Source organism: Brevundimonas sp. (genome assembly GCF_031412435.1).
Taxonomy (GTDB): domain Bacteria; phylum Pseudomonadota; class Alphaproteobacteria; order Caulobacterales; family Caulobacteraceae; genus Brevundimonas.
On the sequence record NZ_JANODA010000083.1, the window covers coordinates 22065 to 45051 of the forward strand.

At 70.1% G+C, this 22987-nt stretch carries 26 protein-coding genes; 4 read left to right on the plus strand and 22 right to left on the minus strand.

Annotated features, from left to right (window positions below):
- Positions 1-45: 45 nt before the first annotated feature.
- The 20 genes from RMO01_RS16370 to RMO01_RS16465 all read right to left on the minus strand — a co-directional run bounded on the left by RMO01_RS16370 (position 46) and on the right by RMO01_RS16465 (position 16979).
- On the minus strand, positions 46-486 hold the full coding sequence (locus RMO01_RS16370) for an AlpA family phage regulatory protein (RefSeq protein WP_309630132.1): 441 nt from the start codon (positions 484-486) through the stop codon (positions 46-48).
- The gene (locus RMO01_RS16375) at positions 483-677 is read right to left on the minus strand and encodes a hypothetical protein (RefSeq protein ID WP_309630133.1); all 195 of its coding nucleotides are present in this window, start codon (positions 675-677) and stop codon (positions 483-485) included. The genes RMO01_RS16370 and RMO01_RS16375 overlap by 4 nt, the downstream gene beginning before the upstream one ends.
- A complete protein-coding gene (locus tag RMO01_RS16380; RefSeq protein WP_309630134.1) occupies positions 670-945 on the minus strand; it encodes a hypothetical protein in 276 nt (91 codons plus the stop codon). Before RMO01_RS16380 ends, RMO01_RS16375 begins: the two co-directional genes overlap by 8 nt.
- Complete coding sequence (locus RMO01_RS16385) at positions 942-1544, minus strand: lytic transglycosylase domain-containing protein (RefSeq protein WP_309630135.1); 603 nt, start codon at positions 1542-1544, stop codon at positions 942-944. Before RMO01_RS16385 ends, RMO01_RS16380 begins: the two co-directional genes overlap by 4 nt.
- The gene (locus RMO01_RS16390; protein WP_309630136.1) at positions 1538-2050 is read right to left on the minus strand and encodes a S26 family signal peptidase; all 513 of its coding nucleotides are present in this window, start codon (positions 2048-2050) and stop codon (positions 1538-1540) included. The genes RMO01_RS16385 and RMO01_RS16390 overlap by 7 nt, the downstream gene beginning before the upstream one ends.
- Positions 2047-3228, minus strand: coding sequence for a TrbI/VirB10 family protein (locus tag RMO01_RS16395; protein WP_309630137.1), 1182 nt, complete (start codon positions 3226-3228; stop codon positions 2047-2049). Before RMO01_RS16395 ends, RMO01_RS16390 begins: the two co-directional genes overlap by 4 nt.
- The gene (locus tag RMO01_RS16400) at positions 3225-4289 is read right to left on the minus strand and encodes a TrbG/VirB9 family P-type conjugative transfer protein (RefSeq protein WP_309630138.1); all 1065 of its coding nucleotides are present in this window, start codon (positions 4287-4289) and stop codon (positions 3225-3227) included. The genes RMO01_RS16395 and RMO01_RS16400 overlap by 4 nt, the downstream gene beginning before the upstream one ends.
- Entirely contained in the window at positions 4268-4951 is a 684-nt protein-coding gene (trbF, locus tag RMO01_RS16405; RefSeq protein WP_309630187.1) for a conjugal transfer protein TrbF, read from the minus strand. The genes RMO01_RS16400 and trbF overlap by 22 nt, the downstream gene beginning before the upstream one ends.
- 2 nt (positions 4952-4953) lie before the next feature.
- Positions 4954-6378 carry a P-type conjugative transfer protein TrbL gene (gene trbL / locus RMO01_RS16410; RefSeq protein WP_309630139.1) on the minus strand — a complete coding sequence of 475 codons (1425 nt, stop codon included), beginning with the start codon at positions 6376-6378 and terminating at the stop codon, positions 4954-4956.
- 11 nt (positions 6379-6389) lie between these two features.
- Positions 6390-7136 (minus strand): conjugal transfer protein TrbJ, encoded by a 747-nt coding sequence (locus RMO01_RS16415; RefSeq protein ID WP_309630140.1) that lies wholly within the window; start codon positions 7134-7136, stop codon positions 6390-6392.
- Positions 7087-9510 carry a conjugal transfer protein TrbE gene (trbE, locus tag RMO01_RS16420; protein WP_409013096.1) on the minus strand — a complete coding sequence of 808 codons (2424 nt, stop codon included), beginning with the start codon at positions 9508-9510 and terminating at the stop codon, positions 7087-7089. The genes RMO01_RS16415 and trbE overlap by 50 nt, the downstream gene beginning before the upstream one ends.
- 7 nt (positions 9511-9517) lie before the next feature.
- Positions 9518-9796 carry a VirB3 family type IV secretion system protein gene (locus RMO01_RS16425; protein ID WP_309630142.1) on the minus strand — a complete coding sequence of 93 codons (279 nt, stop codon included), beginning with the start codon at positions 9794-9796 and terminating at the stop codon, positions 9518-9520.
- Positions 9796-10116: a TrbC/VirB2 family protein gene (locus tag RMO01_RS16430; RefSeq protein WP_309630143.1), complete on the minus strand. Its 321-nt coding sequence runs from the start codon at positions 10114-10116 to the stop codon at positions 9796-9798. The genes RMO01_RS16425 and RMO01_RS16430 overlap by 1 nt, the downstream gene beginning before the upstream one ends.
- A 546-nt stretch (positions 10117-10662) precedes the next feature.
- A complete protein-coding gene (locus tag RMO01_RS16435) occupies positions 10663-11886 on the minus strand; it encodes a HipA domain-containing protein (RefSeq protein ID WP_309630144.1) in 1224 nt (407 codons plus the stop codon).
- 2 nt (positions 11887-11888) lie between these two features.
- Positions 11889-12497, minus strand: a complete 609-nt coding sequence (locus RMO01_RS16440) for a helix-turn-helix transcriptional regulator (RefSeq protein WP_309630145.1) — start codon at positions 12495-12497, stop codon at positions 11889-11891.
- Between the two features lie 244 nt (positions 12498-12741).
- Positions 12742-13698, minus strand: coding sequence for a P-type conjugative transfer ATPase TrbB (gene trbB / locus RMO01_RS16445; RefSeq protein WP_309630146.1), 957 nt, complete (start codon positions 13696-13698; stop codon positions 12742-12744).
- Complete coding sequence (locus tag RMO01_RS16450) at positions 13698-14141, minus strand: hypothetical protein (protein WP_309630147.1); 444 nt, start codon at positions 14139-14141, stop codon at positions 13698-13700. The genes trbB and RMO01_RS16450 overlap by 1 nt, the downstream gene beginning before the upstream one ends.
- The gene (locus RMO01_RS16455) at positions 14128-15996 is read right to left on the minus strand and encodes a type IV secretory system conjugative DNA transfer family protein (RefSeq protein ID WP_309630148.1); all 1869 of its coding nucleotides are present in this window, start codon (positions 15994-15996) and stop codon (positions 14128-14130) included. Before RMO01_RS16455 ends, RMO01_RS16450 begins: the two co-directional genes overlap by 14 nt.
- Positions 15997-16009: 13 nt before the next feature.
- Positions 16010-16633, minus strand: a complete 624-nt coding sequence (locus RMO01_RS16460; RefSeq protein WP_309630149.1) for a hypothetical protein — start codon at positions 16631-16633, stop codon at positions 16010-16012.
- 1 nt (position 16634) lies between these two features.
- Positions 16635-16979 (minus strand): hypothetical protein, encoded by a 345-nt coding sequence (locus RMO01_RS16465; RefSeq protein WP_309630189.1) that lies wholly within the window; start codon positions 16977-16979, stop codon positions 16635-16637.
- Here RMO01_RS16465 and RMO01_RS16470 point away from each other — a divergent pair.
- From RMO01_RS16470 to RMO01_RS16485, 4 genes are all read left to right on the plus strand, one after another.
- On the plus strand, positions 16888-17349 hold the full coding sequence (locus RMO01_RS16470) for a helix-turn-helix transcriptional regulator (protein ID WP_309630150.1): 462 nt from the start codon (positions 16888-16890) through the stop codon (positions 17347-17349). The genes RMO01_RS16465 and RMO01_RS16470 overlap by 92 nt on opposite strands.
- A gap of 96 nt (positions 17350-17445) precedes the next feature.
- Positions 17446-17568 (plus strand): hypothetical protein, encoded by a 123-nt coding sequence (locus tag RMO01_RS16475; protein WP_309630151.1) that lies wholly within the window; start codon positions 17446-17448, stop codon positions 17566-17568.
- Between the two features lie 195 nt (positions 17569-17763).
- Positions 17764-18438 carry a lasso peptide biosynthesis B2 protein gene (locus RMO01_RS16480; protein WP_309630152.1) on the plus strand — a complete coding sequence of 225 codons (675 nt, stop codon included), beginning with the start codon at positions 17764-17766 and terminating at the stop codon, positions 18436-18438.
- A 3-nt stretch (positions 18439-18441) separates the two neighbouring features.
- Positions 18442-20229 (plus strand): asparagine synthase C-terminal domain-containing protein, encoded by a 1788-nt coding sequence (locus RMO01_RS16485; protein ID WP_309630153.1) that lies wholly within the window; start codon positions 18442-18444, stop codon positions 20227-20229.
- Positions 20230-20615: 386 nt separating this feature from the next.
- Here the strand turns inward: RMO01_RS16485 and RMO01_RS16490 are convergent, their stop codons facing one another.
- Together RMO01_RS16490 and RMO01_RS16495 are read right to left on the minus strand one after the other, a co-directional pair.
- Positions 20616-21119, minus strand: a complete 504-nt coding sequence (locus RMO01_RS16490) for a DUF1543 domain-containing protein (RefSeq protein WP_309630154.1) — start codon at positions 21117-21119, stop codon at positions 20616-20618.
- A 10-nt stretch (positions 21120-21129) separates the two neighbouring features.
- On the minus strand, positions 21130-22791 hold the full coding sequence (locus RMO01_RS16495; protein ID WP_309630155.1) for an FAD/NAD(P)-binding protein: 1662 nt from the start codon (positions 22789-22791) through the stop codon (positions 21130-21132).
- Positions 22792-22987: the final 196 nt, after the last annotated feature.

Here is a 22987-nt window from a genome sequence, read left to right on the forward strand (position 1 = left end):
CCCGGGCCTGAATGCTCGCCCAAAGGCCGTTGCTCGCCCGTTCGCTCAAAAGCCGAAATCGATCTGATCGGGCGAGGCGGGAGACCTGCGCCGCCGTCCGGGTTTTTGGGGCGACGGCTCCGCCGTCGACAGATCGAGACAGGGCTGCGCCGGCCCGATGTCCGGGGGTTCGACCGACCGCTGCACAGGACGCACCGCAGGCCGGGACCGGTTAAAGCCAGGCAGCTTTGGCGCCCGTGCCGGGTTCAGCGCGCGCGCGGCCACGGACAACGGGGCCTCCCGCGTCCGCGCCGCCGCCCAGGCCATGAGCTCGCTTTCGCGCCACGCCACCCTGTTGACCGAGATTCGCACGGGCGCCGGAAAGCTGCCCGTGCGCTGCAGCCGCCAGGCGGTCGTCCGGCTGAGACCGGTGATGTCCTTCACCCGCCGCCAGCCCAGGAGCCGATCTTCCGTCCCGCCCGGCTCGATCGCGGCGCTGTCCGTCATCGCGCAACGCCCAGGGCGGCCAGCACCGCGCCCTGACAGACCGCCTGCAGGACCGCAGCGTCATTGGCCGCATCGACGACATCGCGGGTCGCCCAGTCGCGCAACACGGCCTTGAGCGCGACGCTCGCGGCCGGATCGGCCAGGATCGCCTCGGCCGTCGGCCATGCGGATCTGTCCAGAGCCTCAGACACGGCGCCGCGCCTGGGCCGCCGCCGGCGCCGCCGTCCGGACGTCCGAGATCTGGGACGCGGCCCAGGCTTCGAGCAGGTCGCGCGGATAGAAGGGCTTGGCGCGGATGTGCCGGCAGGGCGGCCCACCGCCCCCGGTCGACCAGAGCCGGGCCAGGGTCGCGGGCTTGAGCCGGATGCCGAACCGCTCCAGATGCGCCGCTGCCTCCGCGCGCGTCAGCAGGATCTCATTCGAAGACGGCGCAGCCGTTGTCTCGGACAACCCGGTCATGGCGCGTCTCCGGTCGGCCGGCACTGGCTTGAGCGCCGCACGCCCCGGCCGGCGCTCAGGGCGAGGTAGCAGTCCACCACGGTCGCGACGTAGGCCTCGGTTTCGGCAATCCGGGGGATGCGGCCGAGCCTCGCTACGCGACCGGGGCCCGCGTTGTAGGCGGCGAGAGCCAACCGGACGTCCCCGAACCGGATCAGCTGCCGGGCCAGATAGTCGGCGCCGCCCGAGAGGTTCTGGTCGACGTCGAACCGGTCGGTCACCCCGAGTTCGGCCGCCGTGCCCGGCATCAGCTGGGTCAGCCCGCCGGCCCCGACGGGGGAAACGGCGTGAACGTGATAAGCGGATTCCACAACCACGAGGGCGTGGAGCAGCTTTGGGTCCAGACCGTGCCTGCGGGCCGCGCGGTCTATGGCCGCCATGAAGGGCTGGGACAGCGGCTCCAGTCTCGGCTCCGGGTCGCCCGCACCGGCGACCTCCACAGGCTCAAGACTCGCGGGCGGTCCGAACAGGTCGCCCCCAGCCTGACGCCAGTCGACCGACTGGGCCTGCACCGTCGTCGGCCAGAGCGACATCGCCGCGATCAAGGCCAGTCTCACCATGTCAGGATCTCCCGAAACACCCCGTCGAGATCCTCGACCTCAACGGGTCCGAAATACCGGCTGTCGAAACTGCCCGGCGTGTCTCCCAGGACGAACAGCTCGCCGCGACCCAACCGGCGGCACCCCCGCCATTGGGGCAGGGTCCCGCCCCGGCGATCCCGCTCGACCACGGGGGCGGTCCGGCCGGCGGCCGTGACCGCAGCCCGCTCGCGGCAGACGAGATCGCCTTCGATCGCGGCCACCCGTTTGATCAGCAGCACCTGCGGCGGCATGCCGAGCGCCCCGAGGTAGGCGCGGGCCGCCGGCGGTTGCGGCAGGGCGACGGTGGCGCCCCGCTCTGGCGCGGCGCCGATCTCACGCAGATAGAGGCCCCGGGGCAGGCTCGGGCTCTCATTGACGAGGGCCAGGGCCGGCGTCCTGTCGGCCACGGCGGCGGCGCAGCCGAGCACGAAGACCACGACCCCGAGCGCCGGCCAGCGGTTTCCATTGTCCAGGGGCGAGGTCATGGCCGGTAGGGCTCCAGGATCAGGTCCCGGGTGATCATCACCCGCACCCGGGCGCCGGGCTGCAGGCGGATCGAGGGCCGGACCTGCAGCTCCCGGTCGATGAGCCGACCGCCGACCTGCGCGCCTTCGATGGCCGCCGCATCGCCGGCGTCGCCCAGCAGGCCGCCCGAACCCCGACCGTCGCCGTCCCGGGCGATCTGTCCCAGGGTCGTGACGGCGCCCGCGAACAGGGTCCCGACCAGGAGCGGCAGAAGCCGCCGGTCGACCGCTCCCAAGACGCCCACGGCGCCCTGGGCGTCGACGCCGGGCTCCCCGGTCAGGACCAGGCTCTTGCCGTTGGGCAGGATGAGCCGGTCCCAGGCGAGGAAGGCGCGACGATCGCCATAGGCGCTCTCGCCCTCATGGCGTCCGATCAGGCGCGTCCCCTGCGGCAGCACCAGGTGGCGACCGCTGACGGAATCGAAGACGTTCTGGGACACCGTCGCCACCACCGGCCCGGCCCGGGCGGTATCCACCCCGGTCAGCAGCACCGCCGGAATGATGGCCCCCGCCTTCAGTTCGTAGGGCGAGAGGGGCGCGGTCAGGACATGGCCATTGTAGGTGGCGCCGATGTCGGCGACGTCGGCGCCGGCGGCGCGGGCGGACCCGCCGGCCGGACCCCCGTCCCCGGTCGGCGCCGCGCCCTGGGCCGTCTCGAAGAACAGACCCGAACGCGCCGCCAGTTCCAGCGGGCCCGGCCCACGCTCGCGCGGCTCGGATCGCGGCGCATAATCGCCGCCATAGGCGCGGACGGGCTCGGCCCGGTGAGGCGCCACCGCCTCCGTCTCCGGGTCCGGTTCGGCGGCATGGCGCGGCTCGGGCAGACGGTCATAGGTCGCCGGCTGATCGGTGACGGCCTCGGCGGGCCGCACCACGCCGCGCGCCTCGTCTTCCCGGCTCTCGGCCGCCCGCGCCCGGGCGTTGTCGCGCAGTTCCGGCTGGATCACGAAGGCCCAGGCCAGGGAGCCGGAGACCAGTACGGCCCCGCCGATGACGATCGCCTGGACGACGGACTTGCGCAGCCGGGTCGCGGGCGGCCGCGGCGCCCGCATCGACAGGCCGGGCGGCGGCGTCTTGGCGGCCGGCCGGGCGGTCACGGCGTCTTCGGTCTCAAGACCGGGGTCAGGAGGACGGGTCATCGCGCGGCTCCCTGAAGGCGGCGAATACGCACGACCTGGGGCCGTCGGTCGCCCAGCCTCAGCTCGGCGCGGTCGAACACCCGGTCGACGATGAAGAGCCCCCCGGCCTGGCGGTAGTTGACCATCTGCGCCTCCCCGTCCGGGGCGATCACGAACAGGGCCGGCGCCTCGTCGATCTGCAGATCGGGGTCGAAGGCGATGAAGGTGCGCAGGCCGTCGTTGAAAACGGAGACCGGAGTCCATCGCGCCCGCCGCCCCTGGGGCTCGATCCGGTAGCGGGCGTCGAGCGGGCCCTCCGGCGTGGCGACGGGATCGGGCACACGCAGGTCCGCCGGACCTTCGACCAGGGCCGGCGCCGGTTCATCCATCGCTCCCACGTCCCAGGCGATCGCCGCATTGAAGCCGTCGGCCGCACCGCTGCGCAGATCCAGCAGGTAGACGCGCCGGTTGGTGGTGAGGACCAGGTTGGTCTCCAGGCCGCGTTGCAGCGGCTTGAGCAGGACATGGGCGCGCCGGCCGGCCCCCTCGCCCGAGGTGGTCTCGCCGATCTGCCAGCGCACGGTGTCCCCCGCCGCCTTGGAGACCAGGGTCTCGCCGACGCCGAGCGTGAGGGTGGTGACGCGCAGCGGTGCGGTCCAGACCTCGTAAACCCGGCCCGGCGACCAGCCGAAGACCTGGACCCCGCCGACAAAGGCGTCCGACCGCGAGGCCGCCCGGGCCTCCAGGTTGGCGGCCGCGATGGCCCGCCGGCCCGAGACGCCCGGCGTCGCGGTCTCCGCGCGCCTGGCCGGAACCGAGGCGGCGGCGACCGTCTCATAGGGGACGGGTCCGCCGTTGGCGGGCCCCGCTTCAGACCCCTCCCCGACCCGCGACGCTGCGACCGCGATCTCTGTCGCGGCGGCAGCCCCGGTCTGCGACGTCCCGGGCGTCTCCGCCGGGGCCAGGGGGGCCGCCGGGACGACGGATGCGGGACCGAGGGCCGGGGCCGGGTCGCGTAACAGGGCGCAGCCGCTCAGGCCGAGGCCGGCGACGGCGAGGATCAGGAGGCGTCGGGGGTCCATGAGATGTCCTCGATTTTGATGCCAAGGGGATTCTTCATCAGTTCGGCCTCGGTCCGGGGCGCCTGACGGCCGGTCGTGATCAGGGCGCGCCAGCGTTCGACCCCGGCCTGCTGGCCGTTGACGAACCGGGTCTCGCGCCATTGCAGGTCGTAGGTGCGCCCGGTGCGGGGCACGACGTTGAGGATCTCGACGTTGACGGCCTCGCGTCCGACGTCGGCGAAAGGGTCATGGGTCTGGGCCCAGGCGTTGAGGAAGCCGGCCGCCCGGGGCGTCATCAGGTCATAGGCCCGCAGCCAGTTCTGGCGGATCACGATCGGATCGATCGACTTGGACCGGACGTCGCGGATCCACCCCGACAGCGCATGGCCGATCTGGGCCTCGGTCGGTTCGTAGCGGCCGCCGATGGCCGTGATCCTCTGGGTCTCGCCCCGGTCGGAGACCTCCACCACGAAGGGCTTGACCACGGCCCGGTCGGCCTGGACCCACCAGCCCGCGCCGAGGAAGCCGGCGAGGACGAGGTTGGCCACCGCGATCCGGCGCCAGTTGCGGGCATGGGCGAGCGACAGGCCCATGCGGTCGTCCCAGACCTGGCCCGCGCGCTGGTAGGGGGTCGCATCCGGGGCGGACGGCTGGACGCGTCGAGGGCGGAAGAAGGGATGCATGGTCACTGGTCCTCTGTCCGGAGGTTGGGAGACAGGACGCCGCTGGCCTCGCCGGCGGGGAGCAGACCGCGGCCGGCGTTGGCGACGAAGAAGGCCTGGAGGGCGGCCGCTCGCCCTGCCGGTCGCGGCGCCGTCGACGGCCCGCCGGCCGCGGCGCAATGGAAGGCGCGGCGCGCCGCCTCGGCCTCGCGTCCGATCGTCCCCGGGGACCGGCCGGCCGCGGCGTCGCCGGGACCCGCGGCCGGCGCGCCGTCGCCTCCGGTATGGCCCGAAGACGGACCGGCCTCGGCCGTCGCCGTCTCCGCCGTCCAGGCGGGCGCCGGCTCGGCGACCCCGGACCCCTGCCCCCCGGAACCCGACCGGCCCAAGGGCGCGGGATTGTCGTTCGACGGGCGCGGCGACGCGGACCCGGCCGGGCCGGAGCCGGAAGGGCCGGAACCCGGCGACCAGGGTCCCGAAGGCGACGTGGGCGGACGGCCGGATCCCGCCCCCGCCGCGGCCCTGGCCGGTCCCGCCAACCGGGCGGCCGCCCCGGACACGGCGGCGCCGGCGCCCGCGACCGCACCGGCCGCCAGGGCGCCCGCGCCTGTGACCGCCAGGGTCCCGGCCAGGGCCGCGCCCGCCCCGAGCGCCGGGCCTCCCGTCACCAGGGCCGAGGCCAGGTTGGGGATGAACAGGGCCAGCATGGCCAGGAGGATGGCGGCCACCAGGATGCTTAGCGCCTCATAGATGTCCGGGTTGGACGAGGGCTGGAGCTGGTCGAAGATCGTCCGCGCGCCCGAGACCACAATGGCCAGGGCCAGGACCTTGAGGCCCGAGGAGACGACGTAGCCGAGGGGTCGTTCGGCCAGGAAGGCGGACTTGTTCCAGATGCCGAAGGGCAGGAGGACGAAGCCGCCCAGGGTGACGATCTTGAACTCCAGCAGGGTCACGACGATCTGAAGGGCGAGCACAGCGAACGCCAGCATGATGCCGATCATGGCCAGGCCCAGGATCAGGGCGTCGGTCATGTTGCCGACGACATCGAGCGGGTTGTTCACCGGCGCCGGCGTCTCGCCGAGAGCCTTCACGATCCGCCAGCCCTGGGCCAGGATGGCGCCGGGGTTGAGGAAGTCGGCCCGGCTCAGCGAGCCGCCGCCCGCCGTCAGTCCGAGTTCGATGAAGCCGGCGTAGATCGTCTCCGACAGGGACTGCCAGTCGTTGATCAGCCAGGCGAAGGCGCCGATCAGCAACACCTTGCCGAACCCCGAGGCCAGAACCTCCCGGTTGGGCGACATCGCCCACTGGATGCCGGTCAGGGCGACGACCAGGGCGATCAGCAGTCCGAAGACGCCGTTGACCGAGCCCTGCAGGGCGTCGAACCCGGCCGAGATGGTGTTGGAGAACACCACCATCAGCTCGTTGGGGGTTTCCACTCCGACGGTCATCGACCCCCTCCTCAGTCCCGGGCGTGCGACAGGGGGTCGAAGACGGGCGCGGCCGGCGTCGTCCCGGGCGCCGACCAGCGCCGGCGACGGGCCTCGTCGCCGGCGGCCCGGTCGGCCGCCTCCCGCGCCGTGGTCTCGGCCAGCAGCCGGGACTGGGCGAGCATGACGGTGCGGAGCGCGGCCAGGTCCTCGGCCAGGACGGCCAGCATCTGGTTCGACGACTGGATCGCCGCCGTCTGTCCCACGGCGGCCTCGCTCGCGGACAGGGCGCCCGTGAGCCGGCCGGGGCGTCCCTGACCGAGCCGTTCGAGTTCGGCGGCGGTGCGGGCCACATCCTCGGCCGTTCGCCGGGCGGCGGCGGTGCGCGCCTCGCCCTGTTCCACGAGCCGCGCCAGGTCCGCGCCGGACAGGTCGTCCGGATAGAGGTCGGCGAACTGCCGTTCCAGGCCTTCGATCGAGGTCGCGAGTCCCCGGGCGGTGCGGGCCAGCTCGACCATGTCGCGAAGGCTCTGGCTGTTCTGGGTCAGGTGGCTGTAGGGCGATGCGGCCAGGGTCCGGGCCTCGTTGGCCAGGCTCTCCAGCTGACGGGCCGCCTGCAGCGCGTTCTCGATGTGGTTGCGGGGATCGAACACCACATGCTGGGCCGGCGCCGGCGCGGCGCCGACGAGGCCGGCGGCGACAAGCCCGGCGGCGAGGACGCGGAACGGTCTATTCGGCCGCGCGCGGCGGGGCGAAGGCGTCGAGGACGGCGTCGACATGGCGGACTCCCTTGGCTGTGAGGAACTGGCGCGCGAACCCGGTCTCTCCCGAGCGCGCGAGGATGTCGTCGATGAGGGCCTGGTCCTCCGGCGCGCCGGAGCCGCACAGCGCCAGGGCGACCCCGGTCAGCCGGAGGTCGAAGAGCCGGCGCCCCCGGGGCTGTCTCCAGTAGTAGGCGCGCTTCGGCGTGGCGAAGGCGATCAGTTCGAGCTGGCGGCGGTTCAGCCCGAACCCCTCGTAGAGCCGCGCCGAAGACGGCTCGAGCGCCCGCGGGTTCGGCAGGAAGACCTGGGTCGGACAGCTCTCGATCAGGGTGGAGGCGATCGGCGAGGCCGCGACGTCGTCCAGGCTCTGGGTGGCGAAGATCACCGCGACACGCTTCTTGCGCAGGGTCTTGAGCCATTCGCGGATCTTCGCGGCGAAGGCGGTCTCGCCGAGGAAGAGCCAGGCCTCGTCGAGGACCAGCAGGGTCGGCCGCCCGTCGAAGCTGCGCTCGAGGTGATGGAACAGGGCCGAGAGCACCGGCGCCACGGCGGAGGGCGTCGCCATCAGGCTCTCCAGTTCGAAGGTGTCGAACCGTCCGGGCTCGGGCGTCTCCCCCTCCCCGTCCAGCAGGGCGCCGTGCGGCCCCTTCAGGGTCAGGGGCTCAAGGGCCGCCGCCACGGCGCGATCCTGCACAAGGGCGCAGAAGACCGTGAGGGTGCGCTGGCTGACGGGCGCATCGGCGAGCGCGACCAGGGCCGCCCAGATCTCCTCCCGGATCCGAGGCACGGGCTCCAGGCCCGCCAGCCGGACGCTCTCGGCGATCCATTCCGCCGCCCAGGCCCGCTCGGCCTCCTCGTCGATCCGGGCCAGGGGCTGGAGCGAGACCTTCGCCCCCGGCTCCAGGGCGCGCCACCGTCCGCCCGCCGCCAGGGTGGCGGCGCGGGCTGAACGGCCCTTGTCGAAGAAGACGACGCGGGCGTCGGGATAGCGGAACCATTGCAGGGCCAGGAAGGACAGGAGGGCGCTCTTGCCCGAGCCCGTCGGTCCCACGACCATGGCGTGGCCGACGTCGCCGACGTGGAGCACCAGCCGGAACGGCGTCGAGCCCGTGGTCCGGGCCGTGGCCAGCGGCGGTCCGTCGAGGTTGAGATCCATCGCCGGACCGGCCCAGACCGCCGAGACCGGCAACAGATCGGCCAGGTTCAGGGTCGAGACGAGCGGGCGACGAACGTCGGCATAGGGCTCGCCCGGAAGGGACCCGAGCCAGGCCTCGACCGCATTGAGATCCTCGATCCGCGCGACGAGGCCCTGGGTGTTGAGCGCCGCCTCGATGGCGCGGGCCCTGGCCGCGGCCCCGGCCTCGGTGTCGTCCAGGACGCTCACCGTCAGGGTGAGATAGCCGAAGGCGCAGGTCTCGGCGCCGAGGGCCGCCAGGGCCCCGTCGCATTCCTCGGTCTTGGACGCGGCGTCGGTGTCGAGGAGCGGGACCTCCTCGCGGGTAATGGCTTCGCGCAGCAGGACGCCGACGCCCTTGCGCTTGGCGAACCAGCGCTTCCTCAGCTTGACGATCTCGCGCTCGGCCTCCGGCTTGTCGAGGCCGATCCAGCGCGCGGTCCAGCGATAGGGGAACGGCAGGGCGCCCAGGGCGTCGAGGAGCCCGGGCCGCGTCACCGACGGCAGGCCCCGCACGGAGACCACCTTGAGCCAGCGTCCCCCAAGGCGGGGGGCGATGCCGCCGGACAGGTCGGCGTCCGCCAGCCAGGCGTCCAGGAACATCGGCGGGTCCGGGACAGAGACCGCAAAGGCGCGCGGCGAGACGCAGTCGTGCAGCCAGGTCACCAGGTCCGCGTCGTCCAGCGCCGCGATCTCGGGCAGGGCGTCCGAGAGGAGATCGAGGGTGGTCGCGGCCTCGCGGACGAAGAGGGCCAGGGCCTGGCTCCAGTCGGCGCCGTTGCGGGCCAGGCCGTCGAACAGCCAGCGCTCGATCCGGCGGGTCTCGTCGGCCGGCGGCAGCCAGGTGAGGGCCAGGCGGAAGTTGGTTTCGAAGGCCGGGTCGCCCGCCTCGAAACGGCTGCGGCGCTCCTCGTCCAGAAGCCAGGCGACATCGAGGTCGAAGCCGCTCTCCGGATAGGGGGCGGCCCCGCGTCGGCGCGCCTCCATGTGCAGGCACCAGCCGGTGCCGAGCCGCTTCAGCGCATTGTTCAGCCGGGCCCGGACCGCCATCAGCTCGTCCTCGGTCGAGGACTCGAGGTCGGGGCCGCGGAAGCGGAAGCCGGTGGTGAAGGCGCCGTCCTTGTTCAGGATGACCCCCGGGGCGACCAGGGCCGCCCAGGGCAGGTGATCGGCGAGGGCGGCCGGTCGTCTGCGATGTTCGTCGAGGAAGCGCATCCCGGCCTCACGCGTCCAGGTGACCCGGCAGGGCGAGGTGGCGGCGCAGGACATCGAAGAACCGCCGATCGACTTGGGCGGCCCACAGGCCGATGGCGTGGGCCGCCGCCCACCACAGCAGGCCCAGCCACCAGATGCGCAACGCCAGACCCAGGACCATGGCGATCGTGCCCATGGCGATCGCGTAATCCCTCGGCATCCCGGCCATCAGCACGGGTTCGGCCAGGGCCTGGGCGACGGGAAGATCCCAGCCGTCCGGCCGGCCGTCCTGCGTGGACCCGGCCATCATCCGATCTCCGCCCCGCCGGCGAAGCCGAAGAAGTCGAGGAAGAAGGTCGAGGCGGCGAAGGCGATCGAGAGGCCGAACATGATGCCGAGGCCCCGGCGCATGGACGAGCCGTTCTCGCTCATGGCGATGCCGGCGCCGAAGACGACCACGGCCACCACGGCTGCGGCCTGGACCACCGGGCCCGTGATGGATTCGACCACCTGCTGCAGCGGCCCCTCCCACGGCATCCCCGATCCGCCGGCCAGGGCCGGCCCGGCCATCATCAGGCCGCACGTGGTCATCGCGCCGAAGAGCCGGCGCCCCAGTAACCGTCGCATGTCAGGCTTCCTTTGTTTCAGCGCATCTCACCGCGCCTCAACACATTGCAAGCAAATATATCCACATACTGTCAACACTGTGGATCAAATATTTCTCACAACTCAATAACAACTCAAACCTGAGCTCGTTCAACTCGAATCTCGACCCGTGGAGACTTGCTCCGGGACTTGCGGCAACTCTCGGGGAGACTTGTGACGTTCCCGTCGGATTCGCCGATGGGCAGGGGTTTGCGCCCCGTGGGAAGCCCGCGGGGTTTGACGGGAGGGTGGCGCCTGACTTTCGGAGCGGGGCGACGGCCACATTTCTGGCTGTCGCGGCGACCTGGCGCACGCGAGCGGCGCGCCCCTCCGACGGCGCGGTCATGATGAGGAAGCCGGTTTGGCGCTCTCGTATCGGGGCCAACACCGGTCCCGAAAACGGGCCAACCCTATGACGCCGTCGTCAGGTCGACGGAAGGCGGGCCTGGTCCTCGAATCCCTTTCGCTGGCGTTGAGGCGCGCTTCAGGCCTGATGCGGCGTGTCGAAGCCGGGCTGTCCCGGGCGTATCAGCGGCCGTGCGCCAAAGGCGTGAGCGCCAGCAAGCGCTCGACTTCGGCTTCCACCGCGTCCGAGACCGGCAGGTGCGCGCGCTCGCGTCCCCAGACCTCTCGAAACCGTTGCACCGCCTCCGTGGCGGCATCGCGCGCCAGGGAGTCCGGTATACCGGCGCGGGCGGCCATGTAGACGAGCTCATCCATCGTAAACTCGGCCATTCGTTTCGTGCGGGCGTACTTCAGCGCCATGCTGTCGTCGGGGATGTAGACCGTGGTCGACAGGAAGTCGTAGCCGGGCGACAGCTGAGGCGTTCGCCCGTCCGGATAGATGAGCGACCAGTTCTTCAGATGCATGTCGGCATTGCCGATCAGGGTGTTGAAGACCAGCCGCCGGATGAGTTCGCGCACGCCGGTTTCGCCGGTCTCCAGCCACAGCACCTTGGCGAGGTAGCGGTAAGACCCCTTGTCGTACTTCTCCCCGGGATAGACGCCGAAGACCTGGGCGAAATCCTCGACATGGATCAGGCCGCCGTCCTGCCGACGATCGAACCGCCGGATCGCGAAGGCCTCTTCCTCGATCTTCCCGATGCCGTCCGGCAGACCTTCGATCTGATCGAGAGGGACGAGCTCCACATCCGGGATGTCCATGCCCATCGCGCTTGCCAGCCTCATCATCGAGAATTCATTGGCGGCCACGCCGCGATAGAGGGCGGAAGGCAGTTTGATGATCCAGTCCCCGCCTCGTCCGCTGCCCGGGATGGTCAGGCCGCCGTGGGCCTTCTCCAGGGCTGAAAACTTGAGCTGGACGCCCGCCAGTGAGAAGCGAAGGGGACCGTCGCGCGCCGCGCCGTCGCCGGCCGGTTCGGGATCTTCACCCTCATCCGCTCGCGCCTCGCCGAACGGCCGCACCGTGACGGCTCCAGGAAGGTCCGGCCCCAGCACTTCGAGCAGGGGATATTCGCGCATCGGTTTGATGCCGGCCCGCTTGGCCAGATAGTCGCGCAGCACGCCCTCGGGCAGCAGGTTGGAAAAGAAGGGGATCAATCGCGTCTGGGTCGGACGATGGTCGCGAAGAAGGCCGCCCTGTTCGCCCTTGAACGACAGGCTGAGGGTCGGACGATCTTGATCCTCCGCATAGTCGTCATCGAAAGAGAAGATCGACTGATCACCGCCCAGGGCGTTGATCACCCCGACCCTGCGGTCATTGAGGAAGACTTCCAGCGCATCTGCGGTCATCGCTAGTCCTCGTCATCCAGGCTGTAGGCGGGACGTTCCGCGTGCGGGCGATGCAGGAGGCTGTTGCGGAGGGCTTTCAGCCAGACGGCGGCGTCGCGATAGGCCTGGGCGTGGCGGGGTCGCTCGGCGAGCGGATAGGTCAGGATGCCCTGAAGGTTGACCCTGAGGCGTTCCAGGTCGGCGAGGAGGTTGGGTCCCCGCAAAGCGGTCGCCAGCGGCTCCAGATCCCGAAGGCTGGTTGCGATCGAGGCAAGGTCCTCTCGTTCCGGAAATATCGCCCGGGCCTCTTCCGCCAGGCGGCGGAGCGTCGTCAGAAGCGTCCTGAGCGTTCGTTCCTCCGAACGTTCCTCGGCGGAACGAACGGCGGCCTCGACCGCCACGAGCGCCGACCGGGGGACGAGTTGGAGATCGAGATCAAGCGAGCGCGCCAACTGGAGCATGGTCGAGAGTTGGGGATCCGCTTCACCGTTCTCGATGCGAGAAATCTGGGCCTGGGTCAGGTTGGCGCGCGCGCTGAGGTCCCGTTGGCTCCAGCCTTTGGCGACACGCGCTTGCCGGACGATGTCCGTAAGCGGTTCAAGTCCATACTTTTTCGATATCTTGTTCTGCATCATTTTCGCCATTCTGATGCAGAGTTATATATCAGCTCCTAACAGGCGTCGAGACGCTGACACATAGAAATATATCACGCCTGGATCTTGATGTTCCATAAAATATCGGGCGTCCGCACTCCTGTTAAGCAGTTCTCACTCCCGAGCCTCAACCCCGCTCACATTCGCAGCATCATAGGGAACCAGACGAGCGGTTTCGTTTGTCCATGATGCACCAGATTATTCCTGACGGGGGGTCCCAGGCCTACGCCAACGCGCTGATCGCATAGGCGTCGTCGCCAGATGGCTCGATGCCGAGCACGGCCTCCACGGCCCGCCCCGTCGCCGTCCGCCGGATGTGCACGATCCGGTCGACGGCCTGGGCGATGGCGCGGCGCGGCGTGCGCGTCGACACCTCGGCGATCAGGTCCTCGACGCGGCGCAGCACATCGTCCGCCGAGTTCGCATGGATCGTCGAAAGCCCGCCGGGATGGCCGGTGTTCCAGCTCTTCAGCGTCTCGAGCGCGGCGGCGCCGTCCCTCATCTCCCCGACCACGATCCGGTCCGGACGCATCCGGAGAGCGTCACGAACCAGGTCCACAACGCCGATCGCCACCGGCTGGCGCCGGGTCAGGACAGAGACGACATCCCAGGCCGAACATTGCAACTCGGGCGTATCCTCCACCAGGAAGACCCGGTCCCCGGCGAAGGCGGGCTCGGCCAGCACCGCATTGGCCAGGGTCGTCTTGCCCGAACCCGTCCCGCCCGAAATCAGGATGTTGAGCCGGTCCACGGCGGCGGTTCGAAGCGCATCGGCCTGGCCTTCGGTCATCATCGCGCCGAGCACATAATCGTCCAGGGTCCAGATCACGGCGGGTCGCTTTCGGATCGAGAAGGCGGGCGCGGAAGTCACCGGGGGCAACAGGCCCTGGAACCGTTCGCCCGTGCCTGGAAGAACGCCCGAGAGCCGCGGGTCGTCCCGGGTCACCGTCTCCCCGACATAGTCGGCGATCAGCCGGACCACCCGTTCCCGCGCCTCGGCAGAGAGGGTAACCCCCGTATCCCGACGCCCCTCGCCGCTCCGGTCCAGGACCAGACGGCCGTCGGGGTTGGCGAGGATCTCGACCACCTCCGGCTCGACCAGAGCGGCCAGCACCGTGTCGCCGAGCGCGTGGCGCAGGGCCTCCAGCTTGCGGCTGGCGATGATGGGATGGGCGGCCATCAGCCGGCCGGGTCGAACGACCGGACTTCGGGTGCGACCTCTCCAGGCCGGTCCTTTCGGCCCGCCACGATCCGCGCCGCGGTGGCGTCGAGGAGATGCTCGATCCGCCGGTCGACCGCCGCCTGGACCGTGGGGTCCTGGTCGACCAGGGCGTCCGGAAGCCGGAGGAAGAAGGCGTGCGCCACCTCGATCAGCAGCTCCTGAACGATCTGCATGTCCCGGGCCGTAGACTTCATATGCCCGCGCAGCGCCTGTTCCAGGGTCAGCAGCCGATCGTCCGGATCAGCCTGCGGGCGCTTCTGCAGGCCCCGGGCGATCGCCCGGCCGGCCGCCTGGCTCAGCGGCATCCTGCCGCTCTTGGCCTCCCGGTTCAGGCCCGCCAGCACCTTGGGGTCGTTGAGATAGACCTGGACCCGGGAGGTCCCTGCGTCACGTCTGGCCATCGCCCAGTCCTTTCAGATGATCGAGCGCCGCGTCCTGTGCGGCCATTTCCTGCGCCACCCGCCCGTAGATGTCGGCCACCCGCGCCGCCATCTTCCGGTCGTCCATCGCCGCCGCCACCTCCTTGAACAGGGGCAGGCCGGCTTTCGGGTCCTCGCCGAGACCGCGGCGTCCGGTCCAGGGATGCTGTGACGACGGCGGCCCATCCAGCCTCGCGGCCTGGTCGGGCGCCCTGTCCCGCGCCCGGGTGCGAAAGGGCTCGCGCCGGTCGTAGAGAAGTTTCCGTGTCCTCAGGGGGCGGACGCCGGCGGCGAAGATCAGCTGGTCGTCGTCGGGAAGCGCCCGCACCTCGCCCGGTTCCAGCAGGGGGCGCTCGATCTGGGAGCGGGAGACCGAACTGCGTCCGGCCGCCAGCCCGGCCGGGCTGCTGCGGCTCGTCCGCGTCTCCAGGATCGAGCCGGTCAGCTTTGACACCTTGTCTTGGGTCAGGGGATCGAGGGCCGAGAAGGCGGTGTAGACCGCGCAGTTGTCGAGGATGGTGTTGTTGGCCCCATAGGTCTCGACGATATCGTTCAGCGACTGGGCGACGAACATCACCTTGACCCCGTAGCCGCTCAGGAGCCGCAAGGACTTCTCGAAGAAGCTGACCCGCCCCAGCAGGGGAAACTCGTCCATCAGCATCAGCAGCTTGTGCCGTTTGGTCCGGCCGTCCGACGCCTCGGTCTCCCGCACGGTGAGCGACTGGGCGGCGGCGTAGAAGAACAACCGCACGAGCGGACGCAGGGCCGCCGCGTCCGCCGGCGCCACCTGGACATAGAGGGACAGGGGGACGGGCGCGCACATGAGGTCGCCCATGGAGAAGTCGGACCGCGACAGGCAGCGCTCGACGTCCTCGCCGGCCAGCCATTTGAGGTAGGACCGCGCCGTCCCCTGGACCGAGGTGCGGAAGCGGTCGTGCATCGCCGCATAGCCCTTGACCGCCGTGGCGATGAACGGGTGGGTCTCCGGCCGGCCCCCGGCGCCCGGGCGGTGCAGGGCCCGGGCCATGACGTCCGCTGCGTCGTCGAGGTCGGCCAGCAGGCCGCGCACGGTCAACAGGGTCTTGTCGGCGTCCTCGGCCGTGTACAGCACATGCAGGATCACGGCCTCCAGGATCTCGGTTGCCGCCTTGTCCCAGATCGCCTCGTCGTCCCGGGCGCCCCCGGGGTCCGACAGGATGGCGACCAGGCGCTGGACGTGGGCCAGTTCACCCGGCCCGGGCAGGATCTCGGCCAGCGGATTCCAGCAGGCCGACGCCGGATCGCGCGGATCGAAATAGAGGGCATGACTGAACCGGCATCGCCAGCCCGCGCTGAGACGCCAGAGCTCGCGTTTCGGATCGTGCACGAGGACGCTTGCGGGCCAGGACAGGAGCGTCGGCATGACGTGGCCGCGTCCCTTGCCGGACCGCGTTCCGCCGGTGACGAGCGACGGACGCAGGTCGGTCGTCGCCAGGATCCGCCGGCCCATGACACCCAGGATGCAACCCGCCCTCGCCGTCAGGCCGGCCTTGCGGGCCTCGTCCGGACCGCCCCAGCCCCTGACACGGCGGATCGTCGTCCCGCCTTCGGCCATCACCCCCAGGCCGAGGCCGCCCGCCCCGCCCAGCAGAACCCACAGTCCGGACCGCGACAGCGCCTCGCCGGCCTCGTCCGCGAAAGCGGTCTTCCAATGCAGGATCGACCAGGGCCAGTAGACGACGAGATCGCCTCCCCAGGACGCGCCCGGCCCGAGCGCCGCGTCGAACGCATAGGTCCAGGCAAAGGCCTGGGTGGCCGCCTGAAGGCCGACGAGGAGACCGAAGGCCAGTCCGGTCAACCGCCCGATCATCTCAGTCCACCCCAGGCATGGCGCCCCGCTCCGCCTCGGCTTCGAGGATCAGCAGGGGTGCGGCTTCGATGCGGCGCTGGTGATAGGCGACGAGCGCCTCGACCAGATCCGAGGCCGGGTCCGCGAACAGGCTGACGAGGGCGTCCTCTTCGCGATCGAGATCGCGGAACAGTCGTCGCTCGGCCGACGACAGCTGCACCAGCTGCCGACAGACCCGCTGGTAGGCGTCGACCAGGGCGGCGCTGCCGGTGCTCTTGACCGCCCGGAGAAGGTTGGCCGCCAGGTCCCGGTCCGGGTGATCCGACCCGTTCAGCCCCTGCTCGCGCCCCTGCGTCCGGCCTGCGCCGCTCAGACTGTTCAGGACGCACTGCAGCCGGAACGCGAACCGGTCCTTCACCGTCGCTGTGTCCAGGCGCGGCGCGAGAAAGCCGCCGGTCGGCGCGCGTTCGATGAGCCCGTAGCCGCAGAGCCAGACCAGGGCTTCGCGCACCGGGGTCGTGGAAATGTTCAGCCGCCGCGCCTCATCGAGGATGACCACCGGACGGCCGGGCGTGTACAGGCCCTGCTCGGCGCGGGACCGAAGGCTCTCCAGGGCCGTGGCGAAGGGGTCGCGTCTGCGGGTCACTCTACTCTCCCACCTGAAAACCACCTTTTGGCGAAAGTGAGCCTCCGCGCCAAAGGCTGGAGCGGATTTTGGCCGCGCCGCGCCGGAAAATGTCGCCGGCGGCGACACGAACCGCGTCAAGACGCACCAGATTCTGTCGCAAGTTCGAGTTTTCCACCTGCATCCGGGGGTTGAGATGTTGATCGCGCGACGCGGTCGCACCACAACCGGACTCGGAAAGGTCGCGGTGGATGGCAGGCGTAGCGGCGGAGCAGATGCGTGACGGCGAGTTGCTCTCGGCGGCCTTGAAGTCAGTGCGGACGTCCCGCGGCCTGTCGACCCGCCAGGTCGCCGACGGGATGAACATGTCGGTGCGCACCTATCAACGGTTTGAGGCCGGGGCGACCCGGCTGAACCTGGATCACATCCACCGCTTCGCCCGGGCCACCTCCAGCGATCCCTATGGAATCCTCATGGCCGTGATGATCGGCTCGCCGGGGTTCGCACGGGCGGTCGCCGACAATATGCTGGCCACGGTCCTGATCGTGGGGGTGCAGAATCTCGAGCAGTCGGTCGGCGACCGCATCGCCGACCTCGACACCCGCTCCCTCGTCGGCGCCGTGGCCGGGCTGTTCGACGATCTCGCTGAAAGGGTCCGCAGCGCTGATCCCGCCGAGGACTGGCTGGCCAGGGGCCGGGAGGCGCTGACGGCCAGGCGACCGAAGCCGGGCCGCTGAGGTGCGGAATATACTCCAGATATAGCTTTGATGCCGGCCGGTCCTGGCGCTCACTCCGGTCGCCACACCCCGTGGCGACCCACCAAGGAGAGAGTGATGACTACGGCCAAACTCCGCCTCGTCCGTTTCGGCAGCGCCCGGGCGCTGACGCGCGACATGCTGACCGGCGCCTATATCGAGCGCGAGGTCAACGACAGCTTCCTGCCGCCCGTCGGCTGAAGGCTAGGCGGGCGACCGCCCAGGCGGTCGCCCGCACCCGCCTGCAGGATCGCAGGCCGTCCGACCGGAGCTCGCCATGCGCCGTCCCCTCCTTCTTCCCTCCCGATCGCGGTGCGGCCTGACGCACCGTCGCCGTGCGCCACGTGCGCACGCCTGGGGCATCCGGCCCTGCGACCGCCGGCCGTCGACAGGCCGATGACACCGGCCGCGCCCCTGACCCCCGCCCCGGCGGCCCCGCCTCTGTGGTGCGCGCCGGGCGTCCATCTGGCCGAAGTCGACGAGGACATCATCGTCCTCGATCTCAAGGCGGACGCCTACGACTGCCTCATGGGCGGCGCGGGAAGCATCCGCCTGATCGAAGGCGGCGGCCTGGAGGTCTCCGATCCCGAGGTCCGCGAAGCCCTGGCCGCCGCCGGCATAGCGACGCCCACGCCTCACCGGACGCCCCGCCCGCGCCTCATGGCGCCCGCCCGGGAATTGCCGAGAACCGGTTCCGTCTCAGGGCTCGGGACGCTTCAGGCCGTCACCGCCCTGGTCATCGCCACACTGGGCTTCCGCGGGCAGTCGCTCGAGGCCCTGATCGCCGTCGACGCCCCGGGCCCCGCCTCCACGCCCCTCGACGAGACGGAACTCGACCGCCTCGTCTGCGCGGTTCGCAGCGCCCGCCCCTTCGTCCCCTTCCAAGGGGAGTGTCTGCAGCGATCCTTCGAGCTCCGGCGGTTGCTCGCCGCCCGGGGGATCGCCTCCGACTGGATCTTCGGCGTCCGGACCTGGCCTTTCGCCGCCCATTGCTGGATCCAGATCGGCGACCTCGTCATCGGCGACAGGCTGGAGCGGGTCCGGTTCTTCACCCCCATCCTGGCGGCCTGACCCGTGGGCGACTTTCTCATCGTTCACCCTGCCCGCGGCGATGCGGCCGCAAGCCGACGCGCCGAAGACCTCGCGGACGAGGCGCGAACGCACGGCTGGCGGATCGAGCCGCTCAAGGCCCGGACCTGGCTCGGCGCCCGGGGCCCCACACCGCCGAGACCCCTGGTCGTGGGGCCCTGGACCCTGATCGGCGACGTCTTCGACCGCCGCTCGCCGGTTCTTCCCGTCACGGCGCCGGGCGATCCCTGGGCCTATGAGCGCAAGATGATGGCCCGCTTCTGGGGCCGCTACGTCGGCGTCACCTTTGCGTCGGACGGTCAGATCTCGGGCCTGTTGCGCGATCCGTCCGGGGCGCTGGAATGCGTCACCTGGGCGCAGGACGGTCTGACCCTGGTCGCGTCCGCCGCAGAGGACTGGCTCATCCGGCGCCTGCGCCCGCCCTGGCGCATCAATGTCGAGCGCCTGGCCTCGGCCCTGCGCGACCCGGTTCCGGCCACCGGCCCCCTGCTGCTGGACGGGCCGATCGCGCTCGAACCCGGGACGGTCCAGCCCTTGCTCCCGTCGCGGCCGGCGGACATCCTCTGGCGGCCGACGGCGTTCGCCCGACGCAGTCTCGAACGACCGCCGACGATCGACCGGGCCGCGCGCAGTCTGCGTGACGCCATCGACGAGGCCGTGACCGGCCTGGCCTCCCTCCCCGGCCCTCTGGCCGCGGAGGTCTCGGGCGGGCTCGATTCCAGTCTCGTCGCCGCCAGTCTCGCGCGTGGCGGAGCCGGGAGCGTCCGCCTCTGGATCAATGCCCACGGCCCGACCCCCGAGGCCGACGAGAGAACCTATGTTCAGGCGCTCGCCGATGCGCTCGGGTTCGCACCCGACTTCATCCCGCATCCCACAGGGCCGCTCACCCCCGCAGGCTTGCAGGAGTCCTCACAGGGGTTCCGCCCGGGCCTGGCCGCGCTCGACCGCGCCCACGATCTCGCCTGGGCCGCAAGGATCGGCGCCGTCGGGGCGACCGCCGTCTTCACCGGCAAGGGCGGAGACTCGATCCTGCTTCAGCGGGCCACCCCGGACGTCTTCGCCGACCTGTGGAAGGCGCGGGGCTGGAGAGCGCTGCTGCACACCGACGTGCTTGAACTGGCGGCGGCCAACGAGACCTCTGTCTGGTCCATGGTCGCCGCCGCCCGGCGTCACCTGCGCCGCGGGACCGTCTGGCCCGTCCGTGACCATCCCCTCCTGACCCCCATCGACAGCCCTTCGACGGTCCATCCCTGGCTGGAAGACTGCGAAGCCTTCGGTCCGGGCAAGGCGCTCCAGATCGCCGGGGTGGCCGACAGCGTGTCGCGTCACGGCCCGTCCATGCTCACAAAGACCATCGACATCCGCCATCCCCTCTGCGCCCAGCCGGTGATCGAGACCTGCCTCGCCCTCCCCACCTCCGTTTTGACAACAGGCGGGCGGGACCGGGGTCTGGCGCGGATCGCGTTCCGCGATCGGCTTCCCCGCCAGATCCTCGATCGCCGGTCGAAGGGCGACATGACGAGCATCTATGGCCGGATGATCCTCGACAATCTGCCGGTCCTCCGATCCTGGCTGCTCGACGGCCGGCTCGCCGCCCTGGGGGTGATCGACAGGACCGTGGCCGAGGAACACCTCACCCACGAGACCCTCCTGTGGCAGGGCCGGTATTCCACCCTCTTCGTGGCGGCGGCCTACGAAGGCTGGATCCGCGCCTGGGAGGACCGGCTCGGCCCGGCCGCCCGGCGCCTGCCGGCGGGTCGAACCCCGCCGTGACCCGGACGAGGACGAACGCCCGGCCAAATCTCGTCACTATCGGTCTGATAGTCCTCAGAACCTGGTCCGCAGAGTGCGGACTTCGCGGTCATTCGCGGCGGTTCCGCTTCTGCGACTGGCCAAGCGCCTCCTGGGTCTGCATGGGCGCATCTGTCGGGCTGCGTTGCCGGAGGCCTAAGCTCGCGGAGAAGGCGGACCCGGGTTGGGCAGTCCGTCTTCCTGCTTCCAGGAATGGCGCTCAGGCGCACGGTGCGCAGAAAAACGGGTTCGCTGTCTTGTAAGACTGGCCTGAGTTCACCCGCGATGAAGGACCCGATCCTTCGTCCGGCCTGCTGATTGTCTTTGGCGGCGAGCCTTTGAGCGGGCTGGCAAGGTGCGGGGTCGCCTCACCGAAGCGGCGTGTAGCGGCAGGTGAAGGCCGGATCGCCGGTCACAGGACTGGGCGTCAGATGGATGTGCAGCCGCTGAGCCTGGGCTGCGTCGTCCAGGGCGAAGGCCTGCTCGGCCTCATACATTTCGTCCCGATGGCCATCCTGCCAGTCCGCGGCCCGCTTGAGGGCGCGAGCCTTGGCGGCGGCGACACTGTCGGCGACGACAAAGACGTTCCGGTGTTGCTCAGCGAACGCTAGGCCGTCGTATCCGCCCAGGTTCACATAGTAGAGCTTCTCGCCTCCCTCGTAGGGTTCGGGACGGAGTGCGACCTCATAGCCATCCGCATGCGTGATCTCCGACCAGCAATCGACGTGGAGGCTCCCCGGACGGCCCCACCACTGCGCCAGAAGCACCGGATAGGTCGCTTCGATCGCAGGCGCCGCGACAAACCGCATGTCGTGCACCTCGATGTTTGCGCCGGGATGCTCGCCGCCGATGTAGATCGCGAACAGTTTCATCGTTTTCGCCTCAGGCCGCCACGTTCAGGGCCTTGGGTACAACAGTGCGGGTCCGCAGGACCAGCGCCAGTCGTCGGCCGACGATCTCGCCGATCTCGTGTGAGCTGGTTATCCCCTGCACGAAAGGATGCCGGCCCATGAGGAAGGGCAGGCTGAGGCAATAGAGCCTGTCTGCGGGGACGGCTTCGGCAACGGGCCGGAAGACGTCATCAACGGCGATCCCCCGGACGGCGTCTGGATCACTGGCCACCGCGTCCCGAACGATGCCCTGCTCCAGGAGCGACAGGAAAGGGAACTGGATGCCAGGCAGAGCGCGCTGACCCGTCGCCTCGATGAAGACGGGGTAGTGAGTTGATTGATCGCCGACCATCACACGCACCCCGCCCTCCGGGCAGCGGGTGTCGACGCTGTGTTCGTCGCCGAGCGCGATCACATCCAGCTTCCCAGCCTTGTGAAGCGCCAGGATCCGCTCAATGGATTCGTGAGGCACGCCGGCATAGACATCGACGAAGATGGGCTTGAACACGCGGTTGAAGCGTTCGAATTCCGATTGGTCGAGGTGTGGGACGATAACGGCCACCACCTCGTGCATGCGAAGGATCGCGTCGCGCCACGCCACCGTCACCCTGGCGGCGTGGTTCGCTCGCGCCTCTTGCAGATTGGCGGCGGCCCACGCGAACGGGTCGGTCGTCGCACGCGTCGCAAAATAGGCGTCCCCGAACTGTTCGAGCGTCGCCTCAGCCAGACCGGTTTCCCGCGCATAGTCCGGATCCAGGTTCGTCAGTTCGCACCTGAACAGATCGAACACCGCGTCCAGCAAACTGTCTCGCCTCTGACCTAGCAGTTCTTCCACGGCCTCGGGCGTGCAGATCGCCAACGGTGCATGCGGCAGAGGGAAGTAGAAGTCGGCCTCCGGCAGGAGCCCCTTTCGCGACATCATGGTCATGTGGAAACCCTCGGTGTCGGCGCCCGCCTGGTAGATCAGACCGTCCTCGCTTCGCATGAACTGGCCGTGGGTTGCGGCCAGGGCGACCGCCGTGTCGATCGCCGTCAATGAAGATCCCCGGATGCCGATCTCGGTAGCCGGAACGGTCGCGAGCGTCGCTGCCGGCCAAGGACTGAGGAAGTAGCCCGGGCGGACCTGCTGTTGCGACGGCCACTGATGCCCCGTGGCCAGAACCACGTGATCAAATGTCTGCGTACGCGTCCCGCCCTGCGGGGGCGAAACCCACGTCAGCTCCATCCCGAAGGACTTGTTCGCGGCATCGACGACGCGGCAGCCCAACCGAACGTCGAGGGTGTTCCCGGAGGCACGAACCCGCTGGGCCAAAGCGTCGAACTGACTTTCGAAATAGCGACCCAGCACGACGCGTGGGACAAAGGTCCGTTCGTCGACGTCCGCCGGGTTGACCCCCATGGCTTCAAGCTGGGAGTTCGTCTGCGACATGAGCCACTGGATCAGCGTCTCCGCCACGGGTGGGATCTCGATGCTGGCGATGTTTGACAGCATGGCGGGGTCATTCCAGCCGGGCGTGTAGGGGCTTCCTGAGCCGGCATGCGCCTTGGCCTCAAACACGGTGATTCTTGCGTTTTTCACGCCGCGCGTCAGCAGAGCGTTCAAGGCGTAAAGTGTTGTCGGTCCAGCTCCGACGAATGCGATCGATGGCGTCATTTCCCCTGAATGCGCGACGCGCGCAAAGGCGCCGCAACCCGGTAATTTTCACGCAATGTCAGGGGCATCGGCGCCTGCAGAGTCCAACACCCGACTCCCGTGCTGTCCTGGCGAAACTGAAAAGGCGCCGGTGGACCCCTTCGCCCTGGGTAGAGCTTGAACAGGCCTCCCCTGGGCTCGGACTGTCCGCCAACCA

Excerpts from the sequence above, each read along its gene's own strand:
- RMO01_RS16370 (WP_309630132.1), bottom strand. The coding sequence starts at position 486 with ATGACGGACAGCGCCGCGATCGAGCCGGGCGGGACGGAAGATCGGCTC.
- RMO01_RS16380 (WP_309630134.1), bottom strand. The coding sequence starts at position 945 with ATGACCGGGTTGTCCGAGACAACGGCTGCGCCGTCTTCGAATGAGATC.
- RMO01_RS16385 (WP_309630135.1), bottom strand. The coding sequence starts at position 1,544 with ATGGTGAGACTGGCCTTGATCGCGGCGATGTCGCTCTGGCCGACGACG.
- RMO01_RS16390 (WP_309630136.1), bottom strand. The coding sequence starts at position 2,050 with ATGACCTCGCCCCTGGACAATGGAAACCGCTGGCCGGCGCTCGGGGTC.
- RMO01_RS16395 (WP_309630137.1), bottom strand. The coding sequence starts at position 3,228 with ATGACCCGTCCTCCTGACCCCGGTCTTGAGACCGAAGACGCCGTGACC.
- RMO01_RS16400 (WP_309630138.1), bottom strand. The coding sequence starts at position 4,289 with ATGGACCCCCGACGCCTCCTGATCCTCGCCGTCGCCGGCCTCGGCCTG.
- trbF (WP_309630187.1), bottom strand. The coding sequence starts at position 4,951 with ATGCATCCCTTCTTCCGCCCTCGACGCGTCCAGCCGTCCGCCCCGGAT.
- trbL (WP_309630139.1), bottom strand. The coding sequence starts at position 6,378 with ATGACCGTCGGAGTGGAAACCCCCAACGAGCTGATGGTGGTGTTCTCC.
- RMO01_RS16415 (WP_309630140.1), bottom strand. The coding sequence starts at position 7,136 with ATGTCGACGCCGTCCTCGACGCCTTCGCCCCGCCGCGCGCGGCCGAAT.
- trbE (WP_409013096.1), bottom strand. The coding sequence starts at position 9,510 with ATGCGCTTCCTCGACGAACATCGCAGACGACCGGCCGCCCTCGCCGAT.
- RMO01_RS16425 (WP_309630142.1), bottom strand. The coding sequence starts at position 9,796 with ATGGCCGGGTCCACGCAGGACGGCCGGCCGGACGGCTGGGATCTTCCC.
- RMO01_RS16430 (WP_309630143.1), bottom strand. The coding sequence starts at position 10,116 with ATGCGACGGTTACTGGGGCGCCGGCTCTTCGGCGCGATGACCACGTGC.
- RMO01_RS16435 (WP_309630144.1), bottom strand. The coding sequence starts at position 11,886 with ATGACCGCAGATGCGCTGGAAGTCTTCCTCAATGACCGCAGGGTCGGG.
- RMO01_RS16440 (WP_309630145.1), bottom strand. The coding sequence starts at position 12,497 with ATGCAGAACAAGATATCGAAAAAGTATGGACTTGAACCGCTTACGGAC.
- trbB (WP_309630146.1), bottom strand. The coding sequence starts at position 13,698 with ATGGCCGCCCATCCCATCATCGCCAGCCGCAAGCTGGAGGCCCTGCGC.
- RMO01_RS16450 (WP_309630147.1), bottom strand. The coding sequence starts at position 14,141 with ATGGCCAGACGTGACGCAGGGACCTCCCGGGTCCAGGTCTATCTCAAC.
- RMO01_RS16470 (WP_309630150.1), top strand. The coding sequence starts at position 16,888 with ATGCGTGACGGCGAGTTGCTCTCGGCGGCCTTGAAGTCAGTGCGGACG.
- RMO01_RS16465 (WP_309630189.1), bottom strand. The coding sequence starts at position 16,979 with ATGTTCATCCCGTCGGCGACCTGGCGGGTCGACAGGCCGCGGGACGTC.
- RMO01_RS16475 (WP_309630151.1), top strand. The coding sequence starts at position 17,446 with ATGACTACGGCCAAACTCCGCCTCGTCCGTTTCGGCAGCGCCCGGGCG.
- RMO01_RS16480 (WP_309630152.1), top strand. The coding sequence starts at position 17,764 with ATGACACCGGCCGCGCCCCTGACCCCCGCCCCGGCGGCCCCGCCTCTG.
- RMO01_RS16490 (WP_309630154.1), bottom strand. The coding sequence starts at position 21,119 with ATGAAACTGTTCGCGATCTACATCGGCGGCGAGCATCCCGGCGCAAAC.
- RMO01_RS16495 (WP_309630155.1), bottom strand. The coding sequence starts at position 22,791 with ATGACGCCATCGATCGCATTCGTCGGAGCTGGACCGACAACACTTTAC.